Here is a 19,617-nt window from a genome sequence, read left to right as displayed (position 1 = left end):
TCAACTCCCTTGCGCGGCACGGGCGACGCGCGGGTCGAGCAGTGGGTGGACGGCGTCCACGAGGGTGGTCACCACGACGTAGCCGGTGACCATGAGGAGCAGCACCGCCTGGGCCACGGGGAAGTCATGGGTGTTGATGGCGCCGACGAGCAGCGAGCCGATGCCGCTGAGCCCGAAGGCGGTCTCCACGACGACGGTGCCCGCGAGCATCCCGGCCGTGACCAGGCCGCACATCGTCACCACCGGTCCGAGCGCGTTGCGCAGGATGTGCCGCCGTACGATGTCGCGTTCCGGCACGCCGGATATGCGGGCCGCCTCGACGTGGTCGGAGGCAGCCACGTCGGCCATGGCCTGCCGGGTGACCCGGCTGATGATCGCGAGCGCGCCGAGCGCCAAGGACACGGCGGGCAGCGTGAGATGGCGGATCGTGCCGGTGAGGCCCTGGCCGCTGCCGGTCACCGGGAACCAGCCGAGCTGGACGCCGAAGAGCGAGACCAGCGCGATGGCGGCCACGAAGGACGGCACCGAGGCCGCGAGCGTGGTGCCGCCGACCACCGCCGAGTCCACCCAGGTGGACCGCTTCACGGCGGCCAGGACTCCGGCGCCCACGCCGAGGATCACGAACAGCACGGTGGCGTAGGCGACGAGTTGCAGCGTCGTCGGGAAGCGGGCCGCCACCAGGTCGGAGACCTGGTCGCTGTATTTGAAGGACCGGCCGAGGTCGAAGTGGACGCAGTCCCAAAGCCACCGCCCGTACTGGACGACGAGCGGTTCGTCGAGGTGGTAGGCGGCCCGCACCTGCTCCAGGCGCTCCGGGGTGAGCTTGTCGCGGCCCCCGGCGAGGAACACCGCCGGGTCGCCGGGTGCGGCGTACACGGCCGCGAAGATCACGAACGAGGCGGCGAGGAGGGTGGCGACAAGTCCGGCCAGGCGGCGCGCGAGCCGTCCCGCGAGCCGTGCGGCGAGGCTAGTCATCGCGCACCTGGCCCTTCTTCGCGCCGAGTTCGGCGGCCCACGGGTAGTACAGGTAGGCCTGCGAGGCGGGCGGGCCCGTCAGCTTGTCGTCGAGGACGAGGATCGACGGCACCTGTGCGACCGGGATCCACACCGCGGCGGCCACGAAGCGGCGCTGGGTGTCGACCGCGAGCTCGGCCCGCTTGCCGTCGTCGAGCGTGCCCAGCGCGCGCCGTACCAGGCGGTCGTATGTGGCGTCCGTGTAGCCGACCCAGTTGTTGGCGGAGTCGGAGAGGCCGTTGTCGTAGAAGCCCATGGGGTCGGACTTGGAGATGTACCAGTCGCCCACGAGCACGTCGATGTCGGCGCGGGTCTGCGGGTCGCTGTAGAACTCCTCGAACTGTGCCGTCGGCACGGTCTTGATCCGGCCCTTGAGGCCGATGCGCTGCAGCGCGGCGCGCACCGCGTTGGCGACGACGGTGCGGCCCTGGCTGCTGTCGGTGCCGATGACGAGGGTCTCTTGTGGTGCTTCCGCGGCCTTGACGAGGCGTTCGGCCTCGGCGAGGTCGTCGGCGTCCGGGCTCGCGGGCGCGTATGCCGCCAGCTTCTTCTGTGCCGCGGCGAATACGGGTTTCTCGTACCCCCAGGCGCCGGAGCCGACCGGTGCGGCCCACGGTTGCACCAGGCCGCCGTATCCGGATTCGGCGATGCCCTTGCGGTCGAGGGCCAGGGACAGGGCGCGGCGGATCCGCGGGTCCTTGAGGCCGCCGCGCTCGGTCGGGATGAGGACCAGGGACGAGGTCGAGGGGCCGTAGTGCTGGTCCAGGCCCTTGGCGGTGCGCAGGGCCGCGGCGGCGTTGGGTGACTCGGCGTAGGCGCCGTCGGCGGCGCCCGTCTTGAGCGCGTTGACCAGGGCGCTGTCGGCGGCCCAGCGGAACACCACCCGGCGGGTCAGGGGCTTCTTGCCCCAGTAATCGTCGTACGCCTCGATGGTGATGGAGTCGCCGGACTTCCAGCTCTTCAGGGCGTACGGGCCGGAACAGGCGTCGGGCTGCCCGGGGGTTCCGAACTCCTTTCCGGCGGCGGTGACTTGTTCCTTGTTCCAGACGATCCCGGCATCACCCGCGAGCGCCTTGGTGAACAGGGCGTCCGGCTGCTTGAACCGGACGGTGATCTCGTGGTCGCCGCTCTTCGTCATCGAGCGGACGTTGTCGAACTCGTCGGACTGCTCCATGTCCGGGTCGGCGTGCCGGCGCAGGCTCCACAGCACGTCGTCGGCGGTGAGCGGGGAGCCGTCGTGGAAGGTGACGTCGTCGCGCACGGTCAGGACGAGGGTGCGGTCGTCCGGGGTGCGGGCGTGCTCGGCGAGGAACGGCTTGACGCTCATGTCGGGTTCGAGGCGGTAGAGCCGCTCGCACACGTTGGTGAGGACCACACGCCCCGCGCTGCCGCCCTGGGTGTCGAGGTCGAGGGAGTCCGGCTCGTCCTCAAGGAGCCAGTCCGCCTTGGCGAGTTCGCCCTTGGCGGGCGCGGTGCGGGCGTCGAGCTTCAGCCGGGCGGCGTCGGCGGGTGCGCCGCCGGGCGCGGTGCTTTCGGCGCCCGCACAGCCCGCGGTCGCGAGCAGCGCGGCGACGGTGGCGAGCGCGGCGGCCCTGGGGGTGCGGGGGAGGCGCAAGCCCGGGCCGGAGGGCGCGCCGGGGGCGCCGGGTGCGGCGGGTGGTGTCTTCGTCGTCATCTTGCTTCTCCGTACGGGCCGTCGTAGAGGTTCCAGGGCAGGTGCTGGTAGTCGCGGTCGCAGGGGGTTCCGGCGGTCGCGTGGTAGTCGCCGGTGGTGAGATCGACGCAGGAGGAGACGAGCGTCGCCCAGTGCTTGACGGTGGGGCGGCGCGGGTCGGGGTGGGTGCAGAGTGACTCCGGGTGGCCGAGGTGGTCGGACATCGCCTGCTTGATGATCTTGCGGGACTCGTCGGGTCCGGTGGCCGAGCGCAGGGCGCGCAGGCCCTGCTCGGCGCGGGGCACGCGGACCAGCGAGTCGGGCGAGAGCGGCCGGTAGTCGGCGGCCAGCGCGGCCGGTATGCCCGCCTGGTAGTGGTTGCCGTGCACGAGGAGGCCGTCGGTCGGATACATCCAGCCGAGCCCGGCGGGCGTGGTCTCCAGGTCGACGGCGAAGCCCTCGCGGCAGGTCAGCAGTGCGTTGGAGGCGATATGGGCGCGGGTGCGGCACAGCACGTCCAGGGCGTCGGTGATGCTGTGCCGGTCGAGGACGCTGCGGCGTACGACGGTCTGCGGCAGGCCGACCGCGTCGCTGAACCGGCCTCCGAGGCCGTTGGCGTTGAGCGCGATACCGGCGGAGTTGGCGCCCTGCCGCCCGATCTGACCGGCCTCGACCTGCATGATCAGGGTGGGTTTGGGCGGCTGCACGATCCGCAGCAGCACGACGGTGTCGGCGACCCCGGCCCGCCAGTCCCAGTTCTGCCCGGCCCACACGTGCCCGTCGCCGCTCGCCTCGCCGTACGCGGTGAACGAGGTGCAGCCCTCGGGCGGCTCCTCGGCCGCCGCCATCCCGGCGAACGAGCGGTCGTAGATGACCTCGCCGCGTGCGTTGAGCGCGAGGACGTCAAGGAGGTCGACACCGGCGCCGTCCGCGATTCCCCTTATCTCGTCGAGGAGTTCAGGGGCGTACGACCGCACGGGCTCGTGCCAGCGGGCGGCGCGGGCCGTCACCTGGTCCCAGGTCAGGCCGGACGACTGGCCGAACGCGTCCTCGTAGTAGGCGAGCGCGGCGTGCAGCTGGGGCCGCACGGCCTCGCCGTACTGACGGCCGCGCTGGTGGGGAGGTCCGGAGATCTCGATGAGGGGCAGGGTGCGGGGTGTCATGGTTCTCCTCGCGTCGGAGAGCGCGCTCGCACAGACGTCCTGTAACGTCGGTTACGAAACGCTCTCCTCGTGGAATGCGTTGTGCAGAACAGTAACGTCGGTCACACGACAGTCAAGAGCTGTAATGAATATTTCAGGAGATGGAGTGAACGGCACCGTGGGGAACGAGGAGAACGGCGCGAGCGGAGTCGACGGATCCGACGGAGCCGGTGGCTCCGGTGGCTCCGGCGGGGAGGCGGTCAACGGACTCGGCGGCGAGGCGGTCACACGCCTGCGCACCACCGTCCGTGACCAGTGGGAGGCGCTCTCCGCGTCGGAGCGCGCGGTCGCCCGCTACCTGGGCACCGCCCCGGCCGAGTCCCTGCTGTTCGCCTCCGCACAGGAGCTCGGCACGGCCAGCGGCACCAGCAACGCCACCGTCGTACGCGCCCTGCAGCGCCTCGGCTACGCGGGCCTGCCCGCACTCAAGCGGGAACTCGCCGCGGACTTCACCACCGCGGTCGCCCCGGAGGTCCGCCTCCAGAAGCGCATCGCGCACGTCGGACGCGACCTGGACGACATCTGGGGCGAGGTGTTCGACGAGGCCCAGGAGCGCATCGAGCATGCCCGCAGGCTCACCCCGGGCGAGGCGCTGCGGGACGCCGTGTCCCTGCTCGCCGAGGCGGGCGAGATCCACTGCTACGGCATCGCCGCGTCCGAACTCGCCGCCCGGCACCTGGCTCTGGCCCTCGGCCGCATCGGCCGCCGCGCCCGCTACGCAGGCGCCACCGGCTTCGCCCTCGCGGACCAACTCCTGGCCGTCCGCCAGGGCGACGCCGTGGTCATCTTCCAGCCCGGCCGCGCCCTGACCGAACTGTCCGTCCTGATCGACCGCGCGCAGGCGGTCGGCGCCCGCGTCGTCCTGGTCACCGACGAACTCGCCGAGGTCTACGGCTCCCGGGTCGACGCGGTCCTCACCGCCCCGCACACCCCGACCGGCATCACGACGGAAGCCCTCACGGCCCTGGTCGTCGCGGACGCGCTGCTGCTCGCGCTCACCACCCTGGACGAGTCCCGCGCGGTGGAGACGTCCCACCAACTCACCGCGCTGCGGGAGCAGTTGCTGGACCGGAAGGGGCGCAAGGGAAGTTGAGGGGGCGCCCCCGCCGGGCCGCGTCGACCCGGGACGCGTACGACGACGGCGTATATCCGCGTACGACGACGGCGTATATCCGGGTGATTACGGCAGTAGGCGGAGCGGCCGTACGGCGAACGTCCGGGGCCTAAAATCCGGCCCATGAATACCGCGACGCCTACCCTCGCCCACGACCTGGCGCCCACCGGCGTGTTGCGGGCCGCCATCAATCTGGGCAATCCGGTGCTGGCCCAGGGCACGCCCGAGGCGCCGACCGGTGTCACCGTCGATATCGCGCGGGAGGCGGCGGCGCGGCTCGGTGTGCCGGTGGAGTTCATCTGCTTCGACGCGGCCAGGAAGTCGTACGAGGCGATGGCGGACGGGCGGGCCGACCTCTGCTTCCTCGCGATCGAGCCGGCGCGCGAGGCCGACGTCGCCTTCACCGCGCCGTACGTCGTGATCGAGGGGGTGTACGTGGTGCCCCGCGACTCGCCGGTGACCACCATCGCCGACGTGGACCGGACCGGCGTACGCATTGGTGTGAAGCGGGGCTCGGCGTACGACCTGTTCCTCTCCCGTACGTTGCGGAACGCGACCGTTGTACGCGGTGAGGAAGGCGTCGACGTGTTCGCGGCTGAGGGGCTGGAAGTCGGGGCGGGGATCCGGCAGCCGATGGTGGAGTACGCGGCCGCGCATCCTGAAGTCCGGCTGATCGAGGGCAGGTTCATGGAGATCCGGCAGGCCGTGGGGACGACACGGACGCGTCGCCCCGAAACCGTGCGGTTCCTCCGGGACCTGGTGGAGGAGCTCAAAGGCAACGGCTTCATCGGCGACGCGCTGCGCCGTGCTGGGCAGTCCGCCTCCCTGGTGGCGCCGCCCGCCTAGGCCCAAGGGCGACGGCGAGGGTCCGGGGTCAGGTCCGGATTTCCGTCTTCGCGGGGGCCGTCGCCGCGTCGCCGATCAACGCGTGCAGTCGGTCCGCGGTCGTGCGGCCGAAGTCCGGGTCGTTGAGGTGGGTGGCGGCGTTCACGATCTCCACTGAGCTGCCGCGTAGGCCGTTCCGCAAGGCGTCGAAGAGGGCCTGGTCGAGCTCCGGTGCGTGGTACGGGCCGCCCGGTGCGCCCAGGGTCGACAGGCCGTGGAGTGGCAGGAACAGGATCGTGGGGCCGATGGCCGCGCGGAGTTTCGCGGCTATGCGGCGGCCGAGTTCGGTGGCCTCCTCGGCGGTGGTGCGGACGACGGTGATGGACGGGTTGTGGACCCGGACGTGCCGCCCGCGGTATCGCTCGGGAACCGTCTCCGGCGGGCCGAACTTGATCATGTCAAGGGCGCCGAGGCTCACCACCTGCGGCACCCCGGCCTGCCCGGCGGCGCGCAGCCGGTCCGGACCGGCGGTGAGGAGCCCGCCGAGCGCGTCGTCGGCGAGTTCGCAGAGCGTCAGGTCGAGCACCCCGGCGAACAGGCCGCGTCCGGCCAGCTCCTCCAGGGACCGGCCCCCGGTGCCCGAGGCGTGGAACACCAGGACCTCGTAGCCGAGTTCGGTGAGCCGGGCGCGGGCCGCGTCGACGCCGGGCGTGGTGACCCCGGCCATGGAGGCCGCCACCAGGGGCCGGTCGCCCGTGCTGAGCTCCACCGCGCGCTCGGCGCGAGCGGCGGTCGCGTACCCCTGGGCCATGCCCGCGGCCGCGTCGGCGGCGTTGGCGAGTATCGGCCGGGACACCCGGTTGACGCCCGCTATATCGACGATGCTGTAGAGCATGGCGATGTCCGTACTTCCGACGTACGGCGAGACGTTCCCGGCCGCCATCGAGGACACCATCAACTTGGGTACGCCCAGCGGCAGTTCCCGCATCGCCCGGGTCGCGATGGACGTACCGCCGCTGCCGCCGACGGCGAGCACCGCGTGCAGCCGACCGGACGCATGCAGCTCGGTGACGACGCGGGCGGCGCCCTGGGCCATCACCGTCACCGCCGCCCCGCGGTCGCCGTCGCGGGCGAGCCTCGTGACATCGGACCCGGCCGCCCGCGCCACCACGTCGCGCGGTATGTCCGGGGGCACCCGCGGCGTGCCCATGATGCCGGTGTCGACGATCAGCGTCTCCACGCCGCGCGCCCGCAACCGGTCCCGAACCCAGCCGTACTCCTCGCCCTTGGTGTCCAAGGTCCCCACCAGCACAACTATCGGCATAGCGAGCAGTGTTGGCGCCCCGGACAGTCCGTGCAAGACCGCGACTCCGGACACTGCCGCCGCACCGCGCGTCCGACTAGTACGATCACGCTCGGGCGGGGTGTAGCGCAGTGGTCGTCGCGCCTTCACCGCATGTGGGAGGACGCCGGTTCGAATCCGGTCACCCCGCCCACCCTGCCCGCGCTGTCGACTCGTACGCGCACCGCGATCAGCGCGCGGCGTCGAGGACGGCCCGTGCCGCACGCCGTGCGTGTCGGGCCGCCTGCGTGTCGCCCGTGAACGTGGCCAAGGCCATGGCGCCGTCGAACAGCACGGCGAGTTGGGCGCCCACCGCCTCCGCGTCCCGGGTGCCCGCCTGCGCCGCCAGTTCGGTCATCAGCTCGCGCAGGCCCTGCTTGTGCGCCCGGACCGCGCGTACCACGACCGGCGCCGCGGCCCCCGCCTCACCGAAGGCGCCCGCGAACACGCAGCCACGAAAGCCGGGTTGGTGGAACCAGCCGTCCAGGAAGTCGAAGACGGCGAGCGCCTTCTCCACCGGGTCGTCGGCCGCGCCCACAGCCTCCTTGATCGCGGATCGTGCGATGTGGTCGCGGCGGTCGAGGCAGGCGGCGAGGAGTTCGTCCTTGGACGGGAACAACCGGTACAGCGTCTTCAACGGCACCCCGGCCGCGGACCGTATGCGCTGCATCGTCACGGCCTGGACGCCATGGGTGTAGAAGAGGTCATCGGCGACCGCCACGACATGAGAGATCAGGTCGTCATGCATGAGCCGCCATCGCCCTCCGGAACGCGAACGTCACGCCTCGCACCGTACAACCACAGGCTCAGGCCGCGGCTTCCCCGGCGGACGGCTCACGGCCCCCGGGATGGCGATGCCGCCAGAACCAGAACACCGAGCAGGAGAGCAGCGCCCACCCGGCAAGGACCAGAAACGGGAACACGTGCTGGTGGTCGCCGAAGTACACCGCCGTGTGCTGAGCGTTCACCGACGCCCCCGGCGGCAGCCAGCGCCCGATGTGCCCGAGCAGCGAGGGCAGCAGCGGCCAGGAGACGGCACCGCCCGACGACGGGTTGCCGAGGAGCACCATCAGGCCCCACGTAGGGATCATCGCCCACCGCCCGACGAGGGTGTTGAACATGGTGAACACCATCCCCGAGGCGAACATCGTCAGCGCGAGGATCATCCAGGACTCGGCGAACGGCAGGTCGAGGGCGCCCAGCCACCAGTCCACCACCGCGGCGATGGCGAAGCCGCCGAGCAGCGCGTACCCCGCGGTGAAGGCGATGCGCTCCAGCGGATCGAGGCTGCGCGCGTGCACGCTGAACTGGATCGCCCCGACGAAGCCGATGATGACGGCGGCGAGCGAGATGTAGAAGATCGCCAGGCCGCGCGGGTCGCCCGGCTGCATCGGATTGATGTCCCTGACCGTGACCGGCACGTCGAGCCGTTCACCCACCTCCGTCCCCGCCTGCGCGAGGAGTTCGGCCACGGATGCGCCGGACGCCCCCGAGACGGCGAGCGTGACCCGGTCCTGCCCGTGCACATCGAGGATCGCGAACGCCCGCTGCTCGTCGACCTCCGCCTCGGCCTCGGCGTACGTACGGTACGGCTCCAGCGCGAGCGTCGCGTCGAGCGCCTTCTCCATGCCGTCCACGAACGCCTTGCCCCGCACCGAGTCGTGGGCCCCCACGACCGCCGCCGGGACATGGCGCGGCGTGGGGTCGGCCATGGCGTACGTATAGCTCCCGGCGAACAGCCCGGCCGCGGCCGCCAGGATGAACAGCAGCACGGTCGCGGGCAGAAACGGCGAGTGCTTGAAGCGCTGCCACCGCTCGCGGTGACCGGTCGGCTCTTGCATGGGCACACGGTAAGCGCCGATATGCCGCATAAGCAGGGGTAAGGGCCGCAAGTGGGTGCGTCGTGCCCGGTGTCTCGCTGCTTCGAAGCTCGTCAGGGGTCTTGACGTCGCGAGGCGTCGATGAAGACGCGCCCCGCGGGAGCGAGCGCGGCGGCGATACGAGCCAGCGCCCGGCGGCCCGCTTCCGGGTGGCGGCCGTCGAGCGCGCCGACCCGGAACGCGTAGACCAGGTCGAACGGGCCCTCGCCGGACTCCGGGACGAAGTCCTCGGCCGCGCACTGCCGTACGGTGAGGCGGCCGGACGCGATCTCCTCGGCGCAGGCGGTGCGGGCCTGGGCCACGGCCGCGGCGGACCTGTCGATCGCCAGGATGTGACCGGAATCCAGCCGCGCGGCGACGGCGCGGGCGGCGGCCCCGGGCCCGCACCCGATCTCCAGGACCCGGGAGTGCGGCTCGATCGGCAACGCGTCAACGGCCTCGGCCAGCCGTCGCGAGAGGGGAGGCATGCGCCCACGATAGGTCAGGTCAGGTCAGGTCAGGCCGGGTCAGCCGTCGGCCCCGGCAACTCCCGCCCCCGCCAAGAGGCTGACGGCGCCGCGGCCGACGAACGCGAACGAGCAGTGAGGCGCATGTGCCCTGCGTCACATAAAAATTGTGTGAGATTCAGTGCAACCCTTTTCAGCCATCGCGGGTCAACTACGCGTAGCAACGGCCAGACCCGCGCCCCCACCGCGGAGGCCATCTCACCTCCGCGCTGTGCTGGTGCACAGCGCGCCGGACTTCTTGAGGACTCATGAAGCTTCGCCGTGCACTGGCGGTCACCGCCGCTGCGGCCGCCCTTGCCCCTGCCGCTCTGATGGCGGGCGGCTCGGCCGCGTTCGCGACCGACGACACGACCCCGTCCCCGTCGTCCTCCGCACCGGAGGACCCCAAGCCGTCGGAGGAGCCCAGCGAGTCCGCGGACCCGGAGCCTACCGACCCGACCGAGGAGCCCACCGACAAGCCCACCGACAAGCCCACCGACAAGCCCACCGAGTCGACGCCGACCGGCGAGCCGACGGACAAGCCGACGGACAAGCCCACCGAGCCGACCCCGACCTCGACCCCGACCGAGGACCCGACCGGCGAGCCGTCCGACGAGCCCACGGACGACCCGACGGAGCCCGCCCAGTGCGAGGACTCCAAGGTCGACGTGGACATCAAGGGCCTCTCCGGCAAGATCGCCCGGGGTAGCGGCTGGCACAAGTTCCGTATGACGGTGCTCAATTCGTCGGACTCCACTCTGAAGAACCTGTTCTTCGTCGCCGGTGCGTCCGCCGACAAGGACGGCGCGGACATCTTCAAGAACAAGCAGGTCGAGATCCAGGCGTACAACGCGGGCGCCAAGTCCTGGGAGACCATCGGCACCGAGGGCTACGCCGTCGGCGTCGTCGGCTGGACCGGTGAACTGAAGCCGGACCACCTCGTCGACATCCCGATGCGGCTCAACGTCAAGTCCACCGCCCCGGTCGGAGCGGGCTTCTCCCTCGGCGGCAGCGTGTACACCGACGAGGACGCCGAGTGCCTGGGCTTCGGGCAGGTCGCGTACAAGTTCCAGATCGTCGGGGGCGGTACGAACACCGGTGGGACCAAGCCGCAGACCGGCGGCCAGGTTCCGGCCATGCCGAAGAAGCCGAGCAAGCAGGACGCCCCCGAGGTGACCGGCGAACTCGCCGAGACGGGCTCCAACTCCGCGCTGCCGACGATCGGTCTGATCGGTGGCATCACGGTCCTCGCGGGTGCCGGTGTCGTCTTCGCGGTGAAGCGCCGCAAGGGTGAGGGCGCCGCCACCGCCTGACGCGCGGCCACCGCCTGACGAAGATCCGCTGCACAGCGCCTGGTTGACGCGGCCACCACGGCCCGCGTCGACCAGGCGCCGCGGTGTGCCCAGCCTGAGTGCTCAGGTGGTGGGGGCGCGGCGGATCGGCGCGACAGTGGTCACCGGTTCCCGGGTGAGGAAGTCCACGACAAGGCGGTTGACCAGCTCGGGCTTCTCCTGGGTGAGGAAGTGCGACGTGCCCGGAACGATGGCCAGTTCCGCATCCGGCAGGGCCTCGAACATCTCCGTCATATGAGCCAGGGTCACCAGGTCGTCGTCGGCGAACATCACCAGGGTGCGGGCGGTGATCGCGCTCAACTGCGAGGCCCGTAGGTCGGGTTCCCGCGCCGCCATTTCGCCGATCTTCGTGGCGACGACCTTGAAGTGCTCCTCGCCGTCCGGCGACACCTCGGCGTAGGCCGGGCCGAGGAACGCGGCGATCTCGTCCACGTTCCACTCCGTGCCCTCCGGCTCGGCCGAACCGGACTTGTTGAAGCCGCCGCTGATCAGTACGAGGCGCTTCACCAGCTCGGGCCGCTCCATCGCGACCAGCATGGCGGTGAACGCCCCATCGCTGTGCCCGACGAGATCGGCCGGTTCGCCCACCACCGTCTCCAGGAAGGCGATGGTGTCGTCCGCCATCAACTGATAGGTGATCGGCCCTTCCACGTCCGGGGTGTGCCCGTGCCCGCGGCGCTCCGGTGTGTAGACGTGGAAGTGCTCGGTCAGCGCGCCGAGGTTCGGCTCGAAGAACCGGGCGTCCACCAGGCCACCGTGCATCAGCACCAGCGGTTCGCCCTTGCCCTCCTCGCCGTACCAGGTCTTCACGGCACCGAGCTGTACGTACTCACCCATGGTCACTGTCCCTGCCTCGCTCTGTGGTTACGCAAGGTGGACGACCGGGCGGCCGCGAAATCATCGCTCGAGCCGCAAGTAACTGTGTGCACTTGTCTGATGACGCAACGGAGTTGGATGGCTCAACGGAGTGGGATGACTCAGCGGAGTCAGTGGAGAACCTTCAGCCCGATCACACAGCCCACGATGCCCGCCAACAGGCCGAGCTTGACGAGGGAGACCGGTTCGCCGCCGAAGACCATCGCGTACGTCACGGTGAGGACGGCGCCGATGCCCACCCACACCGCGTACCCGGTACCCACGGGCAGCTCGCGCAGGGCGAAGGCGAGACCGGTCATGCTCAGGGCCAGGCCGAGACCGAAGATCACGGTGGGCCACAGGCGGGTGAACCCCTCGGCCTTGCCCAGGGCGGTGGCCCAGACGGCCTCGAGGACGCCGGAGAGAACGAGAATGATCCACGACATGACGGAACGGCTCCCTTCGGCGCCGTCGTCAAATGCCGGGTACGGCGCTACCTCGTCCGGGAGCCGGGTCGGGGCTCGAAACCCAGTTTCGCACATTCGTCCGCCTGGTCGCCGCTCGGTGACGTAACGCACCTTGGCTCAGGAGTGGGCGCGGCAGAAGCCGCGCACGGCCCGGTTGAACGCCTCGGGACGTTCCAGGTTGCTGACGTGCCCCGCGCCCGGGATCACCACCAGCTCGGCCTGCGGGATCGCATCCCGGAACTGCCGCGCGACGGCCAGGGGCGAGCGCACATCCCGCTCTCCCCACAGCAGCAGGGTGGGCACCGACACGGTGGGCAGGAGATCCCGCTGGTCGGTCTCGGCCATGAGGGCCAGCGCCGTCCGCAAGGTCTCGGGGCGTACGACGGCCGCCATCGCGTCGAGCAGCGGTACGTACGCGGCGGGCGGCTCGTCGGCGAACAGTCCGGGCAGGGTCGGGTCGAACTCGCCGGGCGGCGCGGCCAGCATCCGCCGCGCGCCCTCGACCCGGGCCCGCACCTCTTTCGGGGGCAGGGAGCCCTTCCAGCCCGCGTAGGTGTCGACGAAGATCAGCGTCCGCACGAGGTCCGCGTGGTGGCGGTAGAACTCCAGGGCGACGGTGCCGCCCCAGGAGAGACCGGCGATATGCGCCGGACCGAGCCGCAGCGCCTCCACGACCGCGGCGAGACAGTGCGCGTAGTCCGCGAGGCCGAACGACTCGGGCAGGTCGGAGGAGCGGCCCGCTCCTGGCTCGTCCCAGGCCACGACCGTGAACGCGTCGGCCAGTGCGTCGAGTTGCGGCCGCCAGACGCGGGCGTCCTCTGCGGCGCCGTGCAGGAACACCACGGGCGGCCCCTCGCCCACCTGGTCGTAGGCGACCTCTAGGCCGTTGACCTGTACCTTCGCCATGACTTCAGGCTAGGTCCGCCCGCGGTTGTTGTCGCGGTGACGGTGGCCGCCGTAGACGATCACGGCCGCGCCAAGCGCATGTACGAGACCACAAGCGCATGTACGAGACCGCTAGCGGATCTACGAGACCAACCGGCCGCGCCACGCCGCGTGTTGTGAGCACCTTGTAGCGGGTCCGGCAACCTTCCCCCGGACACCGTCCCCGCTCCCTAGCCTCTGTTGCTCATGACGACACAACAGCCTCCGTCCGCCGAGTCGACACCACAACCTCCGTCGGTCGAGACGCCACACCCCACACCGCAGCCCACGACGCGGCCGGGGCCGGGCGGCCACACCCGCAGACGCTTCCTCGCCGGGGCCGGGGGAGCGGCCGGAGTTCTTGCCTTAGGAACGGCGTCCGGTGCGCGTGCCGTGGACCGGAAGCGCGTCGCCGTCCTGGGCGGGGGCGTGTCCGGGCTCAGCGCCGCGCACGAACTCGCCGAGCGCGGCTACGCCGTCACCGTCTACGAGTACTACGACGCCCTCGGTGGCAAGGCCCGCTCCATGGACGTCCCGGGAACCGGCACCGGCGGCCGCCGACCGCTGCCCGGCGAGCACGGCTTCCGCTTCTTCCCGGGTTTCTACCGGAATCTGCCCGACACGATGCGCCGTATCCCCGTGCCCGGCAACGCGGGCGGCGTCCGCGACAACCTGCGCAGCGGCACCGAGGCCCTCTTCGCCCGCGCCGACGGCCGTCCGGACCTGCACTTCCCGCTCCGGCGCGCGACCACCCCGCCCCGGCTCGCTGATCTCACCCCGTCCTGGATCCGCGACCAGATCCTGTCCGTGCTCGACCTCGGCACCCGCCTTCCCGCCCACGAGGCCGCCTACTTCGCCGACCGCCTTCTCGTCCACCTCACCAGCTGCGACGCCCGCCGCGACGACCAGTGGGAGAAGGTGGCGTGGTGGGACTTCATCCGTGCCGGGGAGATGAGCGAGGAGTACCGGACGGTCCTCGGCATCGGTCAGACCCGTAACCTCGTCGCCACCCGCGCACAGGTCGCGTCGACGCGCACCGTCGGCCGCGTCATCATCGAGGCCCTGCTCCTGTGGGGCCTGCTCGGCCGCGGCATGGACGGGGACGCCGACATCGACCGCGTCCTCAATGCCCCCACCAGCGAAGCCTGGTTCGACCCCTGGGAGCGCCGGCTGCGCGAGCTGGGCGTCGAGTTCGTCACCGGCACCCAGGTGCGGGAGGTCGGGTACGCCGACGGCCGGATCACCGGCGTACGCGTCACGAACCGTGATGGCGGCGACGAACGCACCGTCACCGCCGACCACTACGTTTCCGCGCTGCCCGTCGAGCACGCGCGCGTGACGTGGGGTCCGGCGCTGCGCGCGGCCGACCCGCAGCTCGCCCGGTGCGATGCGCTCCAGACGGACTGGATGACCGGTGTCATGTTCTATCTGCGTACGCCCACGCCGATCGTGCACGGCCATATCAACTGCCTCGACTCGCCCTGGTCGGTGACCGCCATCGGGCAGGCCCAGTTCTGGGACGTACGGAACTTCCCGCGCGACTACGGCGACGGCCGGGCCGCCGACTGCCTCTCCGTGATCATCTCCGAGTGGGAGCAGCCCGGAATCCTGTACGGCAAGCCCGCGCGCGCGTGCACGAAGGACGAGATCGTCGCCGAGCTCTGGGCCCAGCTGAAGGACGCCCTGAACGATGCCGGGAAGACGACCCTCCGGGACGAGGACCGGCTCGGGTGGTTCATGGACCCGGCGGTGACGGGCCTGGGCGGCCCCGACCCGCAGAACCGCGAACAGCTCCTCATCCACCCGACCGGCACGCTCTACCACCGTCCCACCGCCCGCACCGCGGTCCCGAACTTCTTCCTCGCCGGTGACTACGTCCATACGGACGTCGACCTGGCGACCATGGAGGGCGCCAACGAGTCCGCCCGCCGGGCCGTCAACGCGCTTCTGGACGCGGACGGTTCGGACGCCGAGCGGTGCCACATCTGGGAGCTGTACCGCCCGCCCGAGCTGGAGCCCTTGAAGCGCGTCGACGAGGCCCGCTACCGCCTCGGCCTGCCCAACACCTTCGACCTCGGGTGAGCACGCGGGGAACCCATCGTCTGCCGGATCGGCCGACCGGCGGCGCTCAGCTCCGCTCGCCGGATCCGCCCCACATCGGCAGGGGCAGCGGCTTGCCCGTCTCGAGGTAGGTCTTGAGGTTGGAAAGCACCGCCGACCAGCCGCCCGCGGCTTCGCGGCGCTCCGCCTCGACGACGGTGCCCACCACGTCGGCGATACCCGAGCCGTCGGTGCGGCGGTGTTCCCAGGACGATCCCGGCTGCCAGTCCGAGACGTTGCTGTGGCCCCAGTAGGCGGCGGTCATCTCCGGGTCGGTCAGGGCCTCCCAGACCTTCTCCGCAGTGGCCTCGATGTAGGCGGTGTAGGCGAAATCCGACCTGTCGGACATGGCGTTCTCAGCTCTCTGTTTCAGTGCGCTGAGCGCCCGCAGCCTCGGACGCTCGAACTTGTCGATCCACCGCTCCTGAATCTCATGGAGCGGTACGGGATTGAGGTAGTGGCGTCAGATCTGCACTCCGGCACCGTCGTTCGTCCAAGCGCTCCGTCCCGTCTGCTTTTCGCCTTGCGCGGAGTCTTGACGGTCCGTACCCCTCGCTCTAGGTTCGCGTTCGATCATTGGAATGTCATTCGAAATATCGAACGTGCCAGGTGTGTTGGGAGCCGCGCTGTCGAACCGGTTCGACAGCGGCCCGCGATACGGCGACACAAGAGACCTCACAGGAGCCGCAACGATGGTGGTACGGAGAGCACGGCAGGGACATACGAGAGGGCAGGTCCGTGCGGGCCTGGCGGTGGCGCTGGCCGTCGTCCTCGGGGTCGGCGTCATGACTGCGGGCCCGCCGGTGACAGGGACCGCATCCGCCGCAGAACTGCCGGAGCCGGTTCTCACCTACACCTTCGACGACGATGATCTGAACTCCGGTGAGATCAAGGACAGTTCGGGCAACGGTCTCGGCGGCACCCTGGTGAACGGAGAGAGTGCGGGACTCGTCGACGGGGCTTCGGGTGGAAAGGCGCTCGCTCTTCCCGGCGGTGCGGCCGACTCCGACGGCGCCCATGTCCGAGTGCCCAAGGGCGCGTTGGCCGGAGCCACCGATCTGACGGTCTCGGCCCGCGTACGGTGGGACGGCGGCAAGGCACCCTGGCAGTGGATCTACGCGCTCGGCACGGACACCGACCGGTACCTGTTCAGCACGCCGTACGACGGCGAAGGCCGACTGCGGACCGCCGTCACCACCTCCGGTGGCGGCGGCGAGGCGCAGGTGCACGGGACGGCGGCGCTGCCCGACCAGAAGTGGAAGACGCTCACCGTCACCCTGGACACGAGCGCCGACCGGGTCACCACCTACCTCGACGGTGTCGCCGTGGCCTCCGCGAAGACCACGGTGAGCGCCGGTGAACTCCTGCAAGGCTCCGGCACGTTCGCCGGGTACATCGGCAAGTCCTTCTACCCGGACCCGCTGTTCGCGGGCGCCGTCGACGAGTTCGCGGTCTACCACTCCGCCCTCACGGCCGAACAGGTCGCACAGACCGTGGGCGAGACGCCCTCGCTGACCGGGCTGACGAAGGACACCTTCGAGATACGTACCACCACGGGGACCGCGCCCGATCTGCCCGCCACGGTGCGCGCCACCTACTCCGACGGCTATGACCGTAACGTCGCCGCGGACTGGGAGGCCGTGGACCCGGACGCGTACGCGAAGCCAGGGTCCTTCAGCGTCGCAGGCAAGGCCGGGGGCCGGGATGTGACCGCGAAGGTCACCGTGGTCCGCGAGGGCGAGCTCGCCGTCGATCTCGGCAAGGACACCGGCGCGTTCCACGGCGGCGCGTCCGGCACCCTCTACGGGCTCTACGGGCCGGACGTACCGACGAACAACCTGATCAAGGGCATGAACCTGCGCACCGTCGCCACCAAGGCGCAGGACGGTCCGCAGCACCCGGGCGCCGATGCCCTGGAGGTCGTCAAGCCGCTCGCGGACAGCACCGACGGCGACGTCTACGTCTACATGACGGACATCCACCGCGGTTTCCCCTACGAATGGGAGGGCGACACCCCCGCGGAGAAGATGAGGATCTACAAGGAGAAGCTCGCCAAGCAGGTCGACCAGGTCCTTCAGCTGCCCGCGAAGTACCAGGACAACATCGTCTTCGTGCCCTTCAACGAGCCCGAGGGCAATATGTTCGGCACCGGCAAGTGGAGCTACAACGGCACCAGTTGGCTGGACAAGCCGGACGACTACTTCGCCGCCTGGGACGACGTCAACCGGCTGATCAAGGACAAGATGCCGGACGCCCGCATCGCGGGACCCAACACGAGTGTGCTGTTCGACCAGGTCCAGGGGTTCCTGAAGCACGCGGTGCAGGCCGACACCGTGCCCGAGGTCATGACCTGGCACGAGCTGAGCCACCCGGAGCAGATCCGCACCAGCGTGCGGAAGTACCGCGGCTGGGAGAAGGAAATCTTCGCCGGTACCGCGTACGAGGGCACCGAACTGCCCATCAACATCAACGAGTACGCGTACAACTACCACACCTCGGTGCCCGGCCAGATGGTCCAGTGGATCTCCGCGATCGAGGAGTCCAAGGTGGACGCCGACATCGCGTACTGGAACATCGACGGAAACCTCTCCGACTCGGCGGTCCAGGCGAACCGCGGCAACGGCCAGTGGTGGCTCTACCAGGCCTACGGCAGCATGACAGGACGCACCGTCCAGGTGAGCCCGCCGCTGCCCGGCGAGAGCTACACCATGCAGGGCGTCGCCTCCCTCGACGAGAAGAAGCGCCAGGCACGGCTCCTGTTCGGCGGCTCCAACGGCGGCGGGCACATCCGCTTCGACCACGTGCCGGGCGAGGTCTTCGGGGACACCGTGCACGCCTGGATCCGTGAGATCCCGTGGACCGGGCAGATCGGCGACTCACCGCGGCCGAAGCTGATCGGCGAGACCAACGCGCAGGTGGGCGAGGACGGTTCGGTCGCCTTCGACTTCGGTGCCGACGACCGGCTGCCGAAGCTGAAGGAGTCGTCCGCGTACGAGATCGTGCTCGCCCCCGGCGCCGGCGCCTCCCAGGACGCGAACCCCACCACCCTGTGGGAGGCCGGATACGAGGCCGAGGACGCCGCGCACACCGGCTCCGGCTACAGCAAGAACGGTCCCGAGGGCTCACCGTCCAACGTGTCGAAGTTCTACACCTCCGGCGGCTATGACGTCGGCGGCCTGCGCACCGACTCCGACGTGAAGCTCGACTTCACCGTGGACGTACCGCAGGACGGCACCTACGACCTGAGCGTCTTCGCCAACTCGCTCAACACCTTCGACAAGGTCAAGGAGCAGGGGCCGACCAATGTGTTCCTCACCGTGGACGGCGCCGAGGAACAGGAACTCTTCCTGCCGCTCGGCTACAAGTGGGTGGTCTGGGACCACACCGACACCAAGGTCAAGCTGACCAAGGGCAAGCACAAGATCTCCCTCTCGGCCAAGATCCTCGACGGCAAGGGCGCCACCAAGGGCGACGCGATCGTGGACCGGATCACGCTCAGCCTGCCCAACCCCGAGGCCAAGAAGGCGCGTTACGAAGGGGAGCTGGCCGCCCTCGGCGGTGGCGCGCGCCCCGTCTACGGCCTCGACGGCGTCACCGGCGCGGGCGCGGCCGAGCTGGGTCAGGGCGACAGCGCGACCTTCTGGGTGTACTCACCGGCCGACGCCGAAGCCACCCTCGACCTCGCGACCCGAGGCACCGGACGGGCCCGGCTCACCGTGAACGGCCAGGACACCCTGCCCGTCACACCGGCCGAGCAGAAGGTGGCCGTCTCCCTCTCCGGCGGCGTCAACCAGATCACCGTCACCGGGGAGACCGGCACGACGCTCGTCGACCACCTCACCGTCGAGCAGACCACGGGAACCCTCAAGCCCACCGTCCACCAGGCCAGCGACGCCGACCTTGCCGGATCCGCCGAACCGAAGAAGCTGTCCCTGGCCAGCGACGGCGCCGCGGTGCACGGCATCGGCGGCGAGCCCGGCAACGGCAACACCGCGACGTTCCACGTCAAGACCGCGGAAGAGGGCCTGTACGCGATGCGGGTGCGCTACTCCAACCCCGAGCAGTCCGAGGCCACCCACTACAACCCCGATCCGCTCGCCCGGCCCGCGGACATCTCCGTCAACGGTGAGAAGCCGCGCCGCACCCTGTTCCCGCACTCGTTCCACGAGAACAACTTCTGGGAACTGACCGTCCCCGTACGGCTCAAGAAGGGTGACAACACGATCCGGTTCTCGTCCGAGGAACTGCCCAACTTCGACGGCGAGACCTACGCGTCGGACACGTTCCCGGGCATCCTGCTCCGCTCCCGGAACGCCCCCATCCTCGACAAGATCACGATCGCGAAGTTCGCGGCCCGGCCGTAACCACCCCACGCACCAAGCACCAAGCACCACGGAAGGCAG

General features: G+C 70.4%; 15 protein-coding genes, 1 tRNA gene, 1 pseudogene and 1 riboswitch. Of the genes and pseudogenes, 6 read left to right on the top strand and 11 right to left on the bottom strand.

What is annotated here, in order from left to right:
• The 3 genes from ACWD10_RS22345 to ACWD10_RS22335 are packed head-to-tail and all read right to left on the bottom strand — an operon-like array spanning nt 1 to nt 3,831.
• Nucleotides 1-975: an ABC transporter permease gene (locus ACWD10_RS22345; RefSeq protein WP_451093602.1), complete on the bottom strand. Its 975-nt coding sequence runs from the start codon at nt 973-975 to the stop codon at nt 1-3.
• A complete protein-coding gene (locus ACWD10_RS22340; RefSeq protein ID WP_451093600.1) occupies nt 968-2,689 on the bottom strand; it encodes an ABC transporter substrate-binding protein in 1,722 nt (573 codons plus the stop codon). Before ACWD10_RS22340 ends, ACWD10_RS22345 begins: the two co-directional genes overlap by 8 nt.
• A complete protein-coding gene (locus ACWD10_RS22335) occupies nt 2,686-3,831 on the bottom strand; it encodes a C45 family autoproteolytic acyltransferase/hydolase (RefSeq protein WP_451093598.1) in 1,146 nt (381 codons plus the stop codon). The genes ACWD10_RS22340 and ACWD10_RS22335 overlap by 4 nt, the downstream gene beginning before the upstream one ends.
• 271 nt (nt 3,832-4,102) lie before the next feature.
• Between ACWD10_RS22335 and ACWD10_RS22330 the strand changes: the two genes are divergently transcribed.
• Together ACWD10_RS22330 and ACWD10_RS22325 are read left to right on the top strand one after the other, a co-directional pair.
• Nucleotides 4,103-4,963 carry a MurR/RpiR family transcriptional regulator gene (locus ACWD10_RS22330; RefSeq protein WP_451093756.1) on the top strand — a complete coding sequence of 287 codons (861 nt, stop codon included), beginning with the start codon at nt 4,103-4,105 and terminating at the stop codon, nt 4,961-4,963.
• A 144-nt stretch (nt 4,964-5,107) separates the two neighbouring features.
• On the top strand, nt 5,108-5,830 hold the full coding sequence (locus tag ACWD10_RS22325) for a transporter substrate-binding domain-containing protein (protein ID WP_451093596.1): 723 nt from the start codon (nt 5,108-5,110) through the stop codon (nt 5,828-5,830).
• Nucleotides 5,831-5,858: 28 nt separating this feature from the next.
• Here the strand turns inward: ACWD10_RS22325 and ACWD10_RS22320 are convergent, their stop codons facing one another.
• Nucleotides 5,859-7,133, bottom strand: coding sequence for a Tm-1-like ATP-binding domain-containing protein (locus ACWD10_RS22320; RefSeq protein ID WP_451093594.1), 1,275 nt, complete (start codon nt 7,131-7,133; stop codon nt 5,859-5,861).
• Between the two features lie 96 nt (nt 7,134-7,229).
• On the opposite strand from ACWD10_RS22320, the gene ACWD10_RS22315 reads away from it, so the two are divergent.
• Nucleotides 7,230-7,305: transfer RNA gene (locus ACWD10_RS22315), tRNA-Ala, on the top strand.
• A gap of 36 nt (nt 7,306-7,341) precedes the next feature.
• Here ACWD10_RS22315 and ACWD10_RS22310 read toward each other — a convergent pair.
• The 3 genes from ACWD10_RS22310 to ACWD10_RS22300 form a co-directional block, all read right to left on the bottom strand.
• A complete protein-coding gene (locus ACWD10_RS22310; RefSeq protein WP_451093592.1) occupies nt 7,342-7,899 on the bottom strand; it encodes a TetR/AcrR family transcriptional regulator in 558 nt (185 codons plus the stop codon).
• A 58-nt stretch (nt 7,900-7,957) separates the two neighbouring features.
• Nucleotides 7,958-8,992 carry an ABC transporter permease gene (locus tag ACWD10_RS22305; RefSeq protein WP_451093590.1) on the bottom strand — a complete coding sequence of 345 codons (1,035 nt, stop codon included), beginning with the start codon at nt 8,990-8,992 and terminating at the stop codon, nt 7,958-7,960.
• 92 nt (nt 8,993-9,084) lie between these two features.
• Complete coding sequence (locus ACWD10_RS22300; protein ID WP_451093589.1) at nt 9,085-9,498, bottom strand: SAM-dependent methyltransferase; 414 nt, start codon at nt 9,496-9,498, stop codon at nt 9,085-9,087.
• A 287-nt stretch (nt 9,499-9,785) separates the two neighbouring features.
• On the opposite strand from ACWD10_RS22300, the gene ACWD10_RS22295 reads away from it, so the two are divergent.
• Complete coding sequence (locus ACWD10_RS22295; RefSeq protein ID WP_451093587.1) at nt 9,786-10,829, top strand: LPXTG cell wall anchor domain-containing protein; 1,044 nt, start codon at nt 9,786-9,788, stop codon at nt 10,827-10,829.
• Nucleotides 10,830-10,931: 102 nt separating this feature from the next.
• Here ACWD10_RS22295 and ACWD10_RS22290 read toward each other — a convergent pair whose 3' ends face one another.
• The 3 genes from ACWD10_RS22290 to ACWD10_RS22280 all read right to left on the bottom strand — a co-directional run bounded on the left by ACWD10_RS22290 (nt 10,932) and on the right by ACWD10_RS22280 (nt 13,096).
• Nucleotides 10,932-11,705 carry an alpha/beta fold hydrolase gene (locus ACWD10_RS22290; protein WP_451093585.1) on the bottom strand — a complete coding sequence of 258 codons (774 nt, stop codon included), beginning with the start codon at nt 11,703-11,705 and terminating at the stop codon, nt 10,932-10,934.
• A gap of 149 nt (nt 11,706-11,854) precedes the next feature.
• The gene (locus tag ACWD10_RS22285; RefSeq protein WP_451093583.1) at nt 11,855-12,169 is read right to left on the bottom strand and encodes a DMT family transporter; all 315 of its coding nucleotides are present in this window, start codon (nt 12,167-12,169) and stop codon (nt 11,855-11,857) included.
• Between the two features lie 16 nt (nt 12,170-12,185).
• Nucleotides 12,186-12,249: riboswitch (guanidine-III (ykkC-III) riboswitch) on the bottom strand.
• A gap of 58 nt (nt 12,250-12,307) precedes the next feature.
• The gene (locus ACWD10_RS22280) at nt 12,308-13,096 is read right to left on the bottom strand and encodes an alpha/beta fold hydrolase (protein WP_451093581.1); all 789 of its coding nucleotides are present in this window, start codon (nt 13,094-13,096) and stop codon (nt 12,308-12,310) included.
• A gap of 411 nt (nt 13,097-13,507) precedes the next feature.
• On the opposite strand from ACWD10_RS22280, the gene ACWD10_RS22275 reads away from it, so the two are divergent.
• Complete coding sequence (locus ACWD10_RS22275) at nt 13,508-15,196, top strand: hydroxysqualene dehydroxylase (RefSeq protein WP_451093579.1); 1,689 nt, start codon at nt 13,508-13,510, stop codon at nt 15,194-15,196.
• 46 nt (nt 15,197-15,242) lie between these two features.
• Here ACWD10_RS22275 and ACWD10_RS22270 read toward each other — a convergent pair.
• A pseudogene (locus ACWD10_RS22270) lies at nt 15,243-15,674 on the bottom strand (SRPBCC domain-containing protein); the annotation flags it as partial.
• 325 nt (nt 15,675-15,999) lie between these two features.
• On the opposite strand from ACWD10_RS22270, the gene ACWD10_RS22265 reads away from it, so the two are divergent.
• Complete coding sequence (locus ACWD10_RS22265) at nt 16,000-19,578, top strand: LamG-like jellyroll fold domain-containing protein (RefSeq protein ID WP_451093754.1); 3,579 nt, start codon at nt 16,000-16,002, stop codon at nt 19,576-19,578.
• Nucleotides 19,579-19,617: the final 39 nt, after the last annotated feature.

Source organism: Streptomyces sp. NPDC002851 (assembly GCF_053591935.1).
The sequence above is the reverse complement of the archived record's forward strand: the minus strand, read 5'-3'. Positions and strand labels throughout refer to the sequence as shown.